Source organism: Aequorivita sp. IT1183, from assembly GCF_058068265.1.
Genome location: NZ_JBYRHS010000002.1, coordinates 125,574 through 139,436, shown reverse-complemented (window position 1 = coordinate 139,436; position 13,863 = coordinate 125,574). Strand labels below are relative to the sequence as shown.

Genomic DNA, 13,863 nt, shown 5'->3' with positions numbered 1-13,863 from the left:
GTCACAAAGCTGAAATTTTATTAGATTTTTCCTCAAATTCTGAACAGTCTACGCGTATAGCTTCAGGTTCTAAAGGCTTTTGAAGATATTCGCAATAATCTCTACCATCTTTTTTACTGTGGAATTTACAAGCAAAACAAGTGCGTTGTACACTGATAATCCCCGATTTATTGAGATTATAGATAAGTTTTACGATGGCTTCATAAACAGTTTGTAGTTGTGCATCATCAAAAGTATCAAACTGTTTTTTTAAAGGGTTTGCGTAGTTTTTGGTTACTGAAACCAATTCTTTTCCTTTTTCTGAAAGTATAATGAGAAAACTTCGGCTATCCGAACTTGAATAATCTTTTAAGATAAGTTTTTTCTGATCCAAAGATTTCACCGCATCGCTGATAGTTGGTTTTGTAAGGTCAAATTCCTTTGCCAAATGGCTTACCGTGCAAAGTGCGCTTTTATGATAAGCGATAAAAATAAGAATTTGAATCTGTATAGGGCTTACGCCACATTTTTTGGCTTCTGCCCAAAGGAGGGTTCGGAAAACTTCCGAAATCCGTTCAAGACCCACCACTATTTTATTACTTACACTTTCTTGTTGAAAGGAGGTATCGAAAACACTTTTTTCCATAATAAAGCCTGTTAGGAGTTTAGTCTAACAGGCAAAGTTAGTAATCCTAATCGATTTTTCACCCTTTTACATCAGCCATAGAAGCTCCATAATTTATATGAAGCACATTGCCAGTGGGTGTAACTAAGGCCGGAACAGATTTTACCCCAGCGTTTTCAGCTTCTTTGATTTTAGATTTTTCTTCACCCAAATGCACAACTTCAACAGTTGCCGGATCCATAAGTTCTAGAATTTCGTGCTCGGCATTTAAACAAACCGGACAACCAGCGTGATAAAAAATAGACTTTTTCATAATTATGAAAGATTTAAGTTTGAAAGCAATATTGCCTCAACAAATATAGTAAGGAATCCTAACAATATAAAATAAAGATTGTTTTATTTTATAATAAGCTCATTAAGGTAGCAAGAAAGCACCTTCAAAAAAAAGAAGATTGTAATAGGGAAGATGATATAAAACTATTGTGAATACGGGCCATAAGCTCCATAACCTACATAAAAACCACTACGCCTAGATGGACGTTGGTAAAAACCGTAAGAATAGGGCATAAGTTCTGGTCTTAAATACCCTCGCGACTCTTTATATGAAATGTTCTTTACAGACGTTGAGCCATCGGCACTGTAACTGCTGTTACCTCCGTAAACTCCGTATTCTCTCGGATTTAAAGATATTTTAAGATCAGATTTTACATAACTTTCGCTTGTAGCCATGGCATCATACATGCTCACAGGTGCGCGATAATTACTTTTATTCATTTTAAATGAAGGAAGCGTATTCGTGATTTTTTTTGAAAAATCTGAATTCGATAACGATGAAGTGCTTATCAAACTTTCAATTTCTGGCAATTTTACAAAGTCTAATTTGTATTTATTGCTCTCAAAATCCAATTGCCCCGAAGCAATCAGTGGAAGTATTAAAAGAAGAAACAATAGCTTTTTCATTGCAACAAAGATATCAAAATTTGAGCCAACTTTAAGTTCAATTTCGGCTTGATCTATAAGCTTAATTTTTTAGCGGTGCTTTCAGGAATTGCATCTTCGTGCACGGTAATACTTATTGCTTTTAAACGCATATAAGCTTCACTAAAATATACATAACCACCATTGGCAACCCGCGTTTCGTCCGTGCCCCAACTGTTTTTTACTTTGTAATATTTTGTACCGTTCTGATCGCGAAGCAATCCAGTAATGTGCATTAAATGATCGTCTGTAGTATTGTAATTCTCAAATTCCTCTTGACGATATTCTTGAGTAACTTTCTTTTCTGGATAGATTCCTTGCAATGCTTTTACATTATTCACATCATTTTCAGGAATAATGGCAACACCATCTTTAGACGAAAAACTGCGCTCACTTACATCGCAATCTAACTCAATCGTAAAACCTTTTTCCAAAGCATTATCAATTGTCGCCATCATTTCGTCTAGTGGCACATTGTAAAAACTACCATTGCTCCAGTTATCCGGAATGTTTAATATAAATTTTGAATAGAAAGGAGCCTGCGTAAAACTGCTAATATTTATATATTCTTTTGGCTGAATTTTGGTCATTGCCAAAAAGGTTTGGGGAGTGTATTGTTTCCCTTCAAACGTAAAATTCTGAATGTTTTCACCAATATAAGTGTCTAGAACCGCTGCAATAGCTGGTTTCCACTTAGCACTCAATTTCTTTCCTGGATTATCCACATATGTTTTTAGCATCGCTTCCAAAACGGCAACCATCTCGGCGTGGTTGTATTTTGTTTCTCCGGCAAACATTCCGCTAAATGCTTCGTTCGGAACTAGACCGTATTTTTCTACGGAATTCATCACATCGTGCGCCAATCCGCCCTCACTGAACTGCGCTTTTCCCTGACGCATAATAAAATTTTCGGCTTTCAGCGGGTAAGTGTTGCGCACTTGGTACATTTCACTTAAATCAATTTTCTTTCCCGTAAGGCGAATAATTTCACTTTCCAAAAATGATGTGCTACTAAAACTCCAACAAGTTCCCGTAGTTCCTTGACTTATTACAGCCGTCGTTTCAAGGTCTGTAACAGTTGTGAATTTGTAAGCTTCTTGAGCACTAATAGTTAAAGTGAAAAGAAATATAAAGAAAAGAATAAAATGTTTCATCGGTTTTTGTCTGGTCGAGCGCAGTCGAGACCTTTTTTAATTTACAAATTATAATGACCTCTCGACTGCGCTCGAGGAGTCATTGCCTTATTTAAAATTTTGATTTCATATATTTACGCTAAAATAACAATTATGAGTTCACCCAACTGGAAAACTGTAAAAGAATATACCGATATCACCTATAAAAAATCTGAAGGCGTGGCGCGTATTGCTTTCAACAGGCCCGATGTACGAAATGCATTTCGCCCAAAAACCACTGCCGAATTGCTCGATGCTTTTCACGATGCACAGGAAGATACTTCTATTGGCGTGGTATTGCTTTCTGCTGAAGGACCTTCTTCTAAAGATGGTGTGTATAGTTTTTGCAGCGGCGGCGACCAAAAAGCGCGTGGCCACCAAGGCTATGTGGGTGAAGATGGGTACCATCGTTTAAATATTCTCGATGTACAGCGATTGATTCGTTTTATGCCGAAAGCCGTAATCTGTGTTGTTCCGGGCTGGGCTGTGGGTGGCGGACATAGTTTACACGTAGTTTGCGATTTAACTTTAGCAAGCGAGGAACACGCAATCTTTAAACAAACTGATGCCGATGTAACTAGTTTCGACGGTGGTTATGGAAGTGCGTATCTAGCAAAAATGGTAGGGCAGAAGCGGGCTCGTGAAATATTTTTCCTCGGAAGAAATTACAGTGCAAAAGAAGCTTTTGATATGGGGATGGTAAACGCCGTTGTTCCTCATGCCGAATTGGAAAATACCGCATATGAATGGGCTCAGGAAATTCTTGCTAAAAGTCCAACCTCCATTAAAATGCTGAAGTTTGCAATGAATCTTACTGACGATGGAATGGTGGGCCAACAAGTTTTTGCAGGAGAAGCCACACGTCTTGCTTATATGACGGAAGAAGCCAAAGAAGGCCGCGATGCTTTTCTCGAAAAACGCAAGCCTAATTTTAATAAGCAGTGGTTACCATAATATTCGTTATCGGAATTATGTTTTTTGTATAATTGTAATCTTGGAAATTAAATTTCAAATATGAATAAACCAATAACTATTATAGCATTTATTTTATTTTCGTCTTTAGGTTTTGCCCAAATAGTAAATATTCCAAACTCAAACTTTAGAAATGCGCTCTTAAATTCAAATTGTGTGGATCTTGATGGAGATCATCAAGGTGATATTCCTGCGGACTTAAATAATGATGGGCAAATACAAGTTTCTGAAGCGGAATCGGTTATAGGATTAATTGTTAATGATAGAAATATTTCTTCCTTACAGGGCATTCAAAGTTTTACAAATTTGGAGTTTTTATATTGTAGTGATAATCCATTAAGCACAATAGATTTATCGCAGAATATTGAGCTTGTAACACTTTGGTGTTTCCGCACTAACCTTACCGAGATTGATGTTTCCAATAGTCTCAACCTTGAAAATTTTAGAGTATTTAATAATTCTATTTCCACTGTTGATTTATCTCATAATCCAAATCTAAAATATATTGATCTCACAGGAAATAATTTAGGGGTTTTAGATATTAGCCAAAACATAGCGCTCAGACAATTGGATTGTCCCGGAAATAATCTAACTTCCTTAGACCTCTCAGCAAATATAAACTTGGAAAGTATTTGGTGTTCTGGAAACCCTCTTAATAATTTGGATACCTCGCACAATATAAATTTAAAAAATTTATATTGTGCGTACACACCTATCAGAAACTTTGACTTAAGCCAAAATGTTAATCTGGAGGGTTTGTCTATTTTTTCCAGTGGCCTGACCTCAATTGACGTTTCACTAAATCCATCGCTTACTTTTATCGATGTAAATCATAATAACATCTCAACTTTAGATACAAGCCAAAATCCTCTGTTAAATACATTGTTGGCAGATAGTAACCAGCTTGTTTCTCTTAACTTTCAGAATAATCCGCTGATGGATTGGATAAGTGTTGTAGACAATAACTTTGAAGTATTGGATTTTTCCCAACTACCATACCTTAGATATATTGATGGAAGACTAAACGATTTGCAAACGATGAACGCTAAGAGCGGAAATAATACCTTTCTCGAATATTTTAATCTTACCGATAACCCCGACTTACTATGTATTGAAGTAGACGATGTAAATTATGCTAATTCACAGTCCAATTGGTTTAAAGACCCAATTGCAAATTACTCTGAAGAATGTATTTTGGCTATCTCTTCCTTTTCACCAGAACCTTCAATACTTCTTTATCCAATTCCCGTAAAAGAAAAATTTTATATTAAAGGAGTCACCGTTGGTAATGTAAAGATTAAAATCTTTTCAGTCGTTGGCACTGAGTTATTTTCAAAAGAAATTGACGGAAATACTCCAGTTGATTTAACAAATTTTAATTCAGGTATTTATATAGTTGATATTGAGCAGGCGGATAAACATTATATTAAACGTATAATTAAAAATTAGACGCAACAACACCTTTTATTCCCAATTGAGTTTATTACCTAACAATTTTCTTTAAGTGCGAGCAAAGATGAATACCTCTGACTCGTCAAAATTATATTAATTAAAGATACTCATGCCGAAGGAATTTTGTTGGTTTATTCAAGATATGGAAGATTACATAAAATTGGATTTAAATCTACATAAAACAGTTTTTTAATATAGGAATGGGCTTTCTGAATTTGATGTTTAACCGCATTGAATTCTGTTTTTTCTAAATTCACGATACTAAAATAACTGCCATATTAAACTTCTTCAACTTTTTCGGATTGCCTGCCTGTGTTGCATTGCGGGAGTTTTTTCCCAAAATGAAACTGCTGCACAAAACAAGCCGTCCATTTTTCAGAGAATAACGGAAGGGGTGAAGAATTACAAATTGGATACGTTAACTCCGTCCGATGATAAAAGCACCAAGCTTATCATGAAACTTGGGGAACTTAAAGGTGGTTTTAACATCACTGAATTTCTTCAATATAAAATGGAGGAGGAAAGCCAAAAGCTGGAAAACGACACCGAGAAATTCCGGAAGGTGAAGGATTTCTTTACGAATGGTAACTGCAAAAAAGGGTTGGCCAATGCGGTGATTAATGTTTATCATGACCATTATACTGAAAAGTCCTACCTCCATTAAAATGCTGAAGTTTGCAATGAATCTTACTGACGATGGAATGGTGGGCCAACAGGTCTTTGCAGGGGAAGCCACACGTCTTGCTTATATGACGGAAGAAGCCAAAGAAGGCCGCGATGCTTTTCTTGAAAAACGCAAGCCTAATTTTAATAAGCAGTGGTTACCTTAAGTTTTGTTTTCAATATTCTGAAATTATTCGCTTCACTTTAATTGCTTTTCTTCATTTAATATTTCGTGCACCCAACCCATAGCTTCACTAAGGGTTGGAAAGGTGGCGAACTTTTTTTTGTAAAAAATACTTTCTAGCAGCGCATTCGATTTTGCAATTTCATTTTTAGTAACGATGGCAATAGCTAATAAGTTGTGAATTTTGGAGGTTCCCAAGTAAGTTAATGGATCTACTGCGTACGAAAAATGGCGGTTGGAGAGATATACTAAATCTTTATTTAAAAAATGCAAATCGATAATTTGTCGCAACTCATAATTGTGTTCGGGTTTAACTGTAACACCTTCTCTTATTTGTGTTATCAGAAATTGGTCGAAAACAAATACCTCACAATGTGGAAAATTATAATAGTGAAACATGCTCATAGCGAAGTAGATTTGTGGTTGTTTAAATATAGAAAATTTTTCGGTCGTGAATTACACATTTTGCAATATATTAAGATTATTTTTAAGTAAAATTAAAAATTGTTTGAATATTTATTTATAAAATAATTTAACTTTCTATTTCGATTATTGAATTATCAGTGCGATGTTGGCGTACACGTCTGGGGGGCGTGGGGTCTTAAGTTCTATAGTTTAGCTTATATTTTACAGTGGCACATTTTTTCAATTTTACAATTAATAAATATTAGACTTTGATGCTAATCTGCTGGTTATCACAAATTCAATATTTATAAAAACCATTTCAACTATTTTTTTTTATTACATTTAATAAATATTTCAACTAACGCGATAGGCGAAAAGCATATAGAGTAGCCAACAATCAAAACATATATTATGAAAAAAATAACCATTTTATTTCTCTTTGTTGCGGTGTTTTTTACTGCTTCTTTGACCGCACAAAATTATGAGCTGAGATTCGACGTTGTGAACCATACAGGACTTAGCCTTTATGGAGTATACATTACAGACACAAATCAAAATAACTGGGGCGACGACATTATTCCCTATGATAGATTTGAAACTGACACGATGGTAAATGTTTCCATCCCAATTGATGATGAAACGTTATGCGACTACGATATTCGAATTACCGATGATGAAGGTAACTCCGTAGATTTTTCAGATGTAGATTTTTGTATACTTCAAACACTTACCCTGCTAATGGATAGTGATGGCAACCTATATTATACGGTTGAATAATAATTAATTATCTAATCAAACAGAAACGCCGGAAGATTATCTTCCGGCGTTTCTATTAAATGTAGATTCTATTAATTTTAGTTTTGACCACTGACCACTGACCACTGACCACTGACAACTAACTATCAACTGCAACCCCTTCCTCTCTCAGCTTCCTTCGCATTTGCTTTATAGTTAGTGTGCTTCCGTCGTGGCTCCAACCCGGAGACCCAAAAGCATACATAAACTTGTCGCTCCATTTTTTAGACTTCTTCATATCTTCCCAAATATTCTTGTATTCGTGGGTTAATATAACGTAGAGGTTGTAAGAGTTAGGAGGCGTGGAAACCCCGTATTCAATGTCAATAGAATCGTCTAGTTCTTTCCAAGTACCAAAAACTCTATCAAAAACATTTAAAAAACCTCCGTGGTTTTTGTCCATATATTCAAGATTCCGTGCGTGATGCACTTGATGCATTGTATGTGTGTTCATAAAAGTTTCAAAAAAGCCTAACTTTTTTATATACTTAGTATGCAATTGAAACTGCCATAACGCCTCAATTCCCAAACAAACAACGAGCATTTCTGGAGGAAAACCAATCATAACTATCCAAACATAAAAGAATGGTTTGTATAAAATAGTAAACCAACCATTGCGAACCGCAGTTCCTAAATTGAAATTATCTGAAGAATGATGCACAATATGTGCCGCCCATAAAAATCGCACCATATGGTTTTGCCTATGAAACCAGTAATAGGTATAATCGTCTAAAAGCATACAGATTATCCATAAATACCAAGCATAGCCGAAAGATTCATAGCCCATAATATTTGTGCGTACCCCATCAACTAGCGGGTTAAAAAGGTCGTATGCAAAATTAAAAACCAGGATGATGGAAACCGTTTTTATAAGTGCACCTAGCACTGCAGACCCAATACCAAGCGATAGACTTGATATAAAATCCTTCCATTTGTATAGTTGCTTGTCGTCAAGAGTTTTGCTGTAAGAAAGCTCTAAGGCTATTAATCCTAAAAAACAAGGAACCCCGTAAACTAGCGGGTTAGTGAAATCCATTTATTGTAAATTTTAAGTAAAGTAGGTTGTAGATGGTGCTAATTTCCGCAAGATATGATTTATAACACTCTTTGTTGTGCTTGAATGGGATAATTTTAATCGTTAATCATTTAATTACAATAAAGTAAGTTTTAAAATAGATTACAAGTATCCTCGTTTTTATAAATTATCTTTTAGGGTAGTGTGCGTATATGATGCCAGCTATTATTTTGTCCATCTAATTTTTACAGCAGATATTTTTTCAATTTCTAATCTGTCTTCAGTTAATATTTCAAAACCGTTTTTTAAATAAAAACTTAGAGGCGAATTATAAAATTTTCCGTCCTTCTTTTTGTCATTGTTATGATCAATTACCCAACCATTTAATTCAGTTTCCTTTTCCTTTGCAAGGTTAAGAATAATTGTTCCGTAGCCTTTACCCTGAAGTTTTGAATCTAAAATTATAGCAAACCACTTTTCATTTTCACGCATAAAATCAAAATACCAACCTTTAATTGTTTGATTTTCATTTAGCATTAAAATATGTGATTGTTCAATTAAATTTCCAAGATAATTTTCAAATTCCGCAAGCGATTGATAATTCAATTTTTCTGGATATTCATTATTCCACAAATTGAAAATTTCTTTTTTATCAGTTACTGAAAGCTCCGTCCGCGTAATAAATTTCACGTAGTATGTTGTTTGGTTAAATTGAAAACAAATTTAAAAGACTAGTTAAAAGGAATGTGCAGCTAATTTAGCAATTTCCAAATACACTCACCACTCACAACTACTTCAAATAAGCATCCGAATGTACATTCTTAACCGCCCGTCCGCTTGGGTCATTCATATTCTTAAAACTCGCATCCCATTCCAATGCTATCGGGCTACTGCAAGCCACAGAGGGTACTGAGGGTACACAGAGCGCTGCAGTATCGCTTGGGAAATGTTCCGCAAAAATGCTTCGGTAATAGAATTCTTCTTTGCTACTTGGAGTTTGTAATGGAAACTTATATTTCGCATTTGCAAACTGATCGTCGGTTACTTTTTCATTTACCATTTCCTTTAAAGAGTCAATCCAACTGTAACCCACGCCGTCGCTAAATTGTTCTTTTTGTCGCCACGCCACGCTTTCTGGCAGCATATCTTCAAAAGCTTTTCTGAGCACCCATTTTTCCATGCGTTCACCATTTATCATTTTGTCTTGTGGGTTAATTCGCATCGCAACATCCATAAATTCTTTATCTAAAAAAGGAACGCGACCTTCAATGCCCCAACTAGCAAGCGATTTGTTTGCGCGCAGACAGTCATACATATGCAGTTTGTCTAGTTTGCGAACGGTTTCTTTATGAAGTTCCTCGGCATTGGGCGCTTTGTGAAAATATAGATAGCCACCAAAAATTTCATCAGAACCTTCACCGCTAAGAACCATTTTTATACCCATTGCCTTAATTGCGCGAGCCATTAAATACATTGGTGTACTGGCCCGAATGGTTGTAATATCGTATGTTTCTAAATGATAAACTACATCGCGGATGGCATCTAATCCTTCCTGGATAGTAAATTTTATTTCGTGATGAACGGTTTTTAAATGATCTGCAACTTTCCGAGCGGCTTCCAAATCTGGGCTTCCCTCAAGGCCGATAGCAAAACTGTGAAGTTTGGGCCACCAAGCTCCTTCGGTGTCTTCGCTCTCTATTCGTTTTTCAGCGTATTTTTGAGCAATTGCAGAGGTTATCGAAGAATCTAATCCTCCAGAAAGTAAAACTCCGTACGGCACATCACTCATTAATTGGCGGTGTACAGCGGCTTCTAATGCTTTACGAAGTTCAGCAATTTCTGTTGCGTTGTCCTTTACGTTTTCATAATCCATCCAATCGCGAGTGTACCAACGTTTCAATTCGCCTTCGCGGCTATCTAAATAATGGCCAGGAGGGAAGAGTTCAATCTTGGTGCATACACCTTCTAAAGCTTTTAATTCTGAAGCTATATAAAAGGTTCCGTTTTGGTCCCAACCCATATATAAAGGTATTATTCCCATATGGTCGCGCGCTATAAAATAGTTGTCGTTTTCAACATCGTAAAGCGCAAAGCCGAAGATACCGTTCATTTCATCTAAGAATGAAGCACCTTTTTCTTTGTACAACGGAAGAATAACTTCGCAATCACTTTTAGTTTGAAAGTCATAATTTTTGAATTGCTTCCGAAGTTCCGAATGGTTATAAATTTCGCCATTTGCGGCTAATACAAGATTTTTATCACTGCTTAAAAGCGGTTGCTTCCCTGAAGTAGGATCTACAATTGCTAGTCGCTCATGAGCCATAATGGCTTTGTCGTTACTAAAAATTCCACTCCAATCTGGTCCGCGATGGCGGATACATTTTGCCATCGATAATACTTGAGGTCTCAATGCCTCAGCAGACTCTTTAAGTTTAAATGCACATACAATTCCACACATATTATTCCCGCGAAAGCGGGAATCTCAATCGAGATTCCCAACCCGTTAAGCGGCCTCCTTGTTTTAGGCTCCTGCTAATTATAGGAACTTAGTTAGTAATAATTTTATTTGATGTTTCATCTTAATCTCTGTCTAATCCAAAAACTGGCTTTGGAGATTCCTGCCTTCGCGGGAATTCAAAAAAAAAGCCCGTCAGGAAAAAACCTGACGGGCTGTATATCGCGACAAGTTTTAGTTACGGGAGCTCGTTATTATTATTATTAATATTTAAGCTTAAATGTAACATAGACTTGTTTGTTTTCTTTAATTGTGAATTACGAAAGTAGAATAAATATTTTAAACCGACATAATTCTTTTTAATAAATTGCGAAAATTGATTTAGCGCAGCTTTGGAAAACCACTTGGATTTGCCTCGTGCATAATGTCATAAACCTTTTCGTAAACATCTTCTATTGAAGGTTTCGTGAAATAATCGCCGTCGGTGCCATACGGCGGACGATGATCTTTAGCTGAAAGTGTTTGTGGTTTGCTGTCTAGGTGTCTATAACCGCCTTGTGTTTCTACAATATGGTTTAAAATATAGGCAGATGCACCACCGGGCACATCTTCGTCTATAACGAGAAGCCTGTTGGTTTTAGCAACACTCTTTACCATATCGTGATTAATGTCTAACGGTAGTAAGCTTTGTACATCTATTATTTCCGCATCAATACCTGCTTGCTGAAGCTCTTTTGCTGCATCCTCAACGATTCTTAAAGTACTTCCGTAGGAAACTAACGTAATGTCTTTTCCTTCTTTAATAGTTTCCACAACTCCAATTGGTGTTCTGAATTCGCCTAAGTTATTTGGCATTTTTTCCTTCAAGCGGTAGCCGTTTAAGCATTCTATAACTAGTGCTGGTTCATCGGTCTCCAATAAAGTATTGTAAAAACCTGCAGCTTTAGTCATATCTCTTGGAACCAAAATATACATTCCACGAAGCAAATGAATTAATCCGCCCATTTGCGAACCACTATGCCAGATTCCTTCTAGCCTATGGCCGCGTGTACGAACAATCAACGGTGCTTTTTGCGTGCCGTTGCTTCTGTAACGAACGGTCGCCAAATCATCACTCATTATTTGAAGACAATACAATATATAATCAAGATATTGAATTTCGGCAATAGGGCGGAGGCCACGCATAGCCATCCCAATTCCTTGTCCAAGAATAGTCGCTTCGCGAATTCCAACATCGGCAACTCGTAATTTGCCGTATTTTTCCTGCATTCCTTCCAAACCTTGATTTACGTCGCCAATCTCGCCGCTGTCTTCCCCAAAAATTAAGACGTCTGTATGTTTGGTAAACATGGCGTCAAAATTATCTCTTAAAACTACACGTCCGTCTACATCTTCTGCATCATCAGCGTAGGAGGGAAGTACTTCCTTAATTGTTCTAGCATTCTCCGTGGCTTCAGAATAAAGGTGTGCGCCGTATTTAGGTTGAATTAATTCGTAATAATTCGTAATCCAATCCTGAAGTTGTTTCTTTTCAGAAGAATCTTCACTTACAACATATCGCAACGCTTTTCTGGTAGCGGTGAGAATATCTCTACGATAAGGCTCTTTTTCGGAAGCCAATTCGTTTTTTATTTTTTCAATGAAACTTTTGTTAGCGCTGCTTTCGGCTAAATTGCTAAGAAAAACAATCGCTTCTTGCTGTTCCTTCTTTTGTGGCGCAACAAATGCTTCCCAAGCAGCTTTTTTACCGTCGCGAACTTTTTTCTTTATCTCTTTTTCTATTTCAACTAAAGCTTCGTCAGTAGCAATTTCACTCTCAAGAATCCACTCGCGCATCTTTACGTTGCAATCGTATTCTGTTTCCCACGCTAATCGTTCTTTGCTTTTGTAACGTTCGTGAGAGCCGCTAGTACTATGGCCTTGTGGCTGCGTTAATTGTTGAACGTGAATTAAAACGGGAACGTGTTCTTCGCGTGCAATTTTTGATGCACGGTTATAAACATCAACAAGGTCTGAATAATCCCAACCTTTTACACGGATGATTTCATAACCGTCTTCTTCCTCGTTACGTTGGAAACCTTTTAAGATTTCAGAAATATTTTCTTTAGTAGTTTGGTACTTTGCGTGAACGGAAATTCCATATTCATCATCCCAAACGCTCATAACCATTGGTACTTGTAGTACGCCGGCTGCATTTATGGTTTCCCAAAATAAGCCTTCGCTGGTACTTGCATTTCCAATAGTTCCCCAAGCAACTTCGTTACCGTTGATAGAAAAATTGGTTTTGTTTTCAATTCCGCTTACGTTTCTAAATATTTTTGAAGCTTGTGCCAAGCCCAATAAACGAGGCATTTGCCCAGCTGTTGGTGAAATATCAGCACTGCTATTTTTTTGTTGTGTAAGGTTTTTCCAGCTACCGTCTTCATTTAAGCTGTGGGTTGCAAAGTGACCACCCATTTGCCTTCCGGCACTCATCGGGTCTGCTTTTATATCAGTATGCGCATATAATCCTGCAAAAAACTGCTCGATAGTCAATTTGCCAATTGCCATCATAAAAGTCTGGTCGCGGTAGTATCCGCTGCGCCAGTCGCCATTTTGGAATGCTTTTGCCCAAGCCAGTTGTGGCACTTCTTTCCCGTCGCCAAAAATTCCAAACTTCGCTTTCCCTGTTAGCACCTCGCGACGCCCTAGTAGACTACATTCACGGCTGGTAACAGCAATTTTATAATCTTTTAAAACTGTTTCTTTAAAATCGTTAAAGGAAATCTCGCCGTTTGTCTTTGGGTCTGTCTGCATGAAATTTATTTTTAGGAATACAAAAATAGCAAAATTGAGGGTGTTTCGCAATGCTAAATTGAGTACTGTGAATTTTAAAAGGTAAGCCTTTTTATCGTTTTATTTCGTTTTTGAGGGAAGGAGCTTCACAATCAGCAACCTAAGCAATAAAATAAATGGAAAACCGTGAAGCAAAACATCAAACCAATCTGCCGCTTGCATTCCCTCGGCACCACCTGTAATCCATTTCACTTTCCCCCAAATATGTGGTTCGGGAAAGAAAGGAGCCAAGCCAAGCGTAAGACAAAGTAATAAGATGATTCGCCAGTTATTTAGTATTTGCATTATGGTTTTTGAAATTTGCTATTTGTTATTTGGAATTTGTTATTTGGC

Annotated in this window: 14 protein-coding genes and 1 pseudogene; 5 read left to right on the top strand and 10 right to left on the bottom strand. The window is 36.8% G+C overall.

Going from position 1 to position 13,863, the window contains the following annotated elements; genetic code table 11:
• Nucleotide 1: 1 nt before the first annotated feature.
• From AC3RVF_RS03445 to AC3RVF_RS03430, 4 genes are all read right to left on the bottom strand, one after another.
• Nucleotides 2–625 (bottom strand): MarR family winged helix-turn-helix transcriptional regulator, encoded by a 624-nt coding sequence (locus AC3RVF_RS03445; RefSeq protein ID WP_489691108.1) that lies wholly within the window; start codon nucleotides 623–625, stop codon nucleotides 2–4.
• Nucleotides 626–683: 58 nt separating this feature from the next.
• Nucleotides 684–917 carry a thioredoxin family protein gene (locus AC3RVF_RS03440; protein WP_489691109.1) on the bottom strand — a complete coding sequence of 78 codons (234 nt, stop codon included), beginning with the start codon at nucleotides 915–917 and terminating at the stop codon, nucleotides 684–686.
• Nucleotides 918–1,081: 164 nt separating this feature from the next.
• Nucleotides 1,082–1,564, bottom strand: coding sequence for a hypothetical protein (locus tag AC3RVF_RS03435; RefSeq protein ID WP_489691110.1), 483 nt, complete (start codon nucleotides 1,562–1,564; stop codon nucleotides 1,082–1,084).
• A gap of 53 nt (nucleotides 1,565–1,617) precedes the next feature.
• Complete coding sequence (locus tag AC3RVF_RS03430; protein WP_489691111.1) at nucleotides 1,618–2,736, bottom strand: C1 family peptidase; 1,119 nt, start codon at nucleotides 2,734–2,736, stop codon at nucleotides 1,618–1,620.
• A gap of 132 nt (nucleotides 2,737–2,868) precedes the next feature.
• On the opposite strand from AC3RVF_RS03430, the gene AC3RVF_RS03425 reads away from it, so the two are divergent.
• The 4 genes and pseudogenes from AC3RVF_RS03425 to AC3RVF_RS03410 all read left to right on the top strand — a co-directional run.
• On the top strand, nucleotides 2,869–3,708 hold the full coding sequence (locus AC3RVF_RS03425) for a 1,4-dihydroxy-2-naphthoyl-CoA synthase (RefSeq protein WP_489691112.1): 840 nt from the start codon (nucleotides 2,869–2,871) through the stop codon (nucleotides 3,706–3,708).
• A 60-nt stretch (nucleotides 3,709–3,768) separates the two neighbouring features.
• Complete coding sequence (locus AC3RVF_RS03420; RefSeq protein ID WP_489691113.1) at nucleotides 3,769–5,175, top strand: leucine-rich repeat domain-containing protein; 1,407 nt, start codon at nucleotides 3,769–3,771, stop codon at nucleotides 5,173–5,175.
• 412 nt (nucleotides 5,176–5,587) lie between these two features.
• Nucleotides 5,588–5,842 carry a hypothetical protein gene (locus AC3RVF_RS03415; protein ID WP_489692966.1) on the top strand — a complete coding sequence of 85 codons (255 nt, stop codon included), beginning with the start codon at nucleotides 5,588–5,590 and terminating at the stop codon, nucleotides 5,840–5,842.
• Nucleotides 5,814–6,008 (top strand): annotated as a pseudogene (locus AC3RVF_RS03410) (enoyl-CoA hydratase-related protein); the annotation flags it as partial. The gene AC3RVF_RS03415 and the pseudogene AC3RVF_RS03410, both read left to right, overlap by 29 nt.
• 32 nt (nucleotides 6,009–6,040) lie before the next feature.
• Here AC3RVF_RS03410 and AC3RVF_RS03405 read toward each other — a convergent pair.
• The gene (locus AC3RVF_RS03405; RefSeq protein ID WP_489691114.1) at nucleotides 6,041–6,430 is read right to left on the bottom strand and encodes a hypothetical protein; all 390 of its coding nucleotides are present in this window, start codon (nucleotides 6,428–6,430) and stop codon (nucleotides 6,041–6,043) included.
• Nucleotides 6,431–6,841: 411 nt separating this feature from the next.
• Between AC3RVF_RS03405 and AC3RVF_RS03400 the strand changes: the two genes are divergently transcribed.
• The gene (locus tag AC3RVF_RS03400; RefSeq protein ID WP_489692768.1) at nucleotides 6,842–7,207 is read left to right on the top strand and encodes a hypothetical protein; all 366 of its coding nucleotides are present in this window, start codon (nucleotides 6,842–6,844) and stop codon (nucleotides 7,205–7,207) included.
• A gap of 118 nt (nucleotides 7,208–7,325) precedes the next feature.
• Here AC3RVF_RS03400 and AC3RVF_RS03395 read toward each other — a convergent pair whose 3' ends face one another.
• The 5 genes from AC3RVF_RS03395 to AC3RVF_RS03375 form a co-directional block, all read right to left on the bottom strand.
• Entirely contained in the window at nucleotides 7,326–8,261 is a 936-nt protein-coding gene (locus AC3RVF_RS03395; protein WP_489692767.1) for a sterol desaturase family protein, read from the bottom strand.
• A gap of 204 nt (nucleotides 8,262–8,465) precedes the next feature.
• Complete coding sequence (locus tag AC3RVF_RS03390) at nucleotides 8,466–8,930, bottom strand: GNAT family N-acetyltransferase (protein WP_489692766.1); 465 nt, start codon at nucleotides 8,928–8,930, stop codon at nucleotides 8,466–8,468.
• 100 nt (nucleotides 8,931–9,030) lie between these two features.
• Entirely contained in the window at nucleotides 9,031–10,698 is a 1,668-nt protein-coding gene (gene asnB / locus AC3RVF_RS03385) for an asparagine synthase B (protein ID WP_489691118.1), read from the bottom strand.
• A 378-nt stretch (nucleotides 10,699–11,076) separates the two neighbouring features.
• Nucleotides 11,077–13,491, bottom strand: coding sequence for an alpha-ketoacid dehydrogenase subunit alpha/beta (locus tag AC3RVF_RS03380; RefSeq protein WP_489692765.1), 2,415 nt, complete (start codon nucleotides 13,489–13,491; stop codon nucleotides 11,077–11,079).
• 99 nt (nucleotides 13,492–13,590) lie between these two features.
• Nucleotides 13,591–13,815, bottom strand: coding sequence for a hypothetical protein (locus AC3RVF_RS03375; RefSeq protein WP_489691120.1), 225 nt, complete (start codon nucleotides 13,813–13,815; stop codon nucleotides 13,591–13,593).
• Between the last annotated feature and the right edge of the window lie 48 nt (nucleotides 13,816–13,863).

What these genes read in the sequence shown, in the direction of transcription:
- AC3RVF_RS03435 (WP_489691110.1), bottom strand. Translation starts at nt 1,564, where the DNA reads ATGAAAAAGCTATTGTTTCTTCTTTTAATACTTCCACTGATTGCTTCG.
- AC3RVF_RS03425 (WP_489691112.1), top strand. Translation starts at nt 2,869, where the DNA reads ATGAGTTCACCCAACTGGAAAACTGTAAAAGAATATACCGATATCACC.
- AC3RVF_RS03420 (WP_489691113.1), top strand. Translation starts at nt 3,769, where the DNA reads ATGAATAAACCAATAACTATTATAGCATTTATTTTATTTTCGTCTTTA.
- AC3RVF_RS03405 (WP_489691114.1), bottom strand. Translation starts at nt 6,430, where the DNA reads ATGAGCATGTTTCACTATTATAATTTTCCACATTGTGAGGTATTTGTT.
- AC3RVF_RS03395 (WP_489692767.1), bottom strand. Translation starts at nt 8,261, where the DNA reads ATGGATTTCACTAACCCGCTAGTTTACGGGGTTCCTTGTTTTTTAGGA.
- AC3RVF_RS03380 (WP_489692765.1), bottom strand. Translation starts at nt 13,491, where the DNA reads ATGCAGACAGACCCAAAGACAAACGGCGAGATTTCCTTTAACGATTTT.
- AC3RVF_RS03445 (WP_489691108.1), bottom strand. Translation starts at nt 625, where the DNA reads ATGGAAAAAAGTGTTTTCGATACCTCCTTTCAACAAGAAAGTGTAAGT.
- AC3RVF_RS03430 (WP_489691111.1), bottom strand. Translation starts at nt 2,736, where the DNA reads ATGAAACATTTTATTCTTTTCTTTATATTTCTTTTCACTTTAACTATT.
- AC3RVF_RS03375 (WP_489691120.1), bottom strand. Translation starts at nt 13,815, where the DNA reads ATGCAAATACTAAATAACTGGCGAATCATCTTATTACTTTGTCTTACG.
- asnB (WP_489691118.1), bottom strand. Translation starts at nt 10,698, where the DNA reads ATGTGTGGAATTGTATGTGCATTTAAACTTAAAGAGTCTGCTGAGGCA.
- AC3RVF_RS03440 (WP_489691109.1), bottom strand. Translation starts at nt 917, where the DNA reads ATGAAAAAGTCTATTTTTTATCACGCTGGTTGTCCGGTTTGTTTAAAT.
- AC3RVF_RS03400 (WP_489692768.1), top strand. Translation starts at nt 6,842, where the DNA reads ATGAAAAAAATAACCATTTTATTTCTCTTTGTTGCGGTGTTTTTTACT.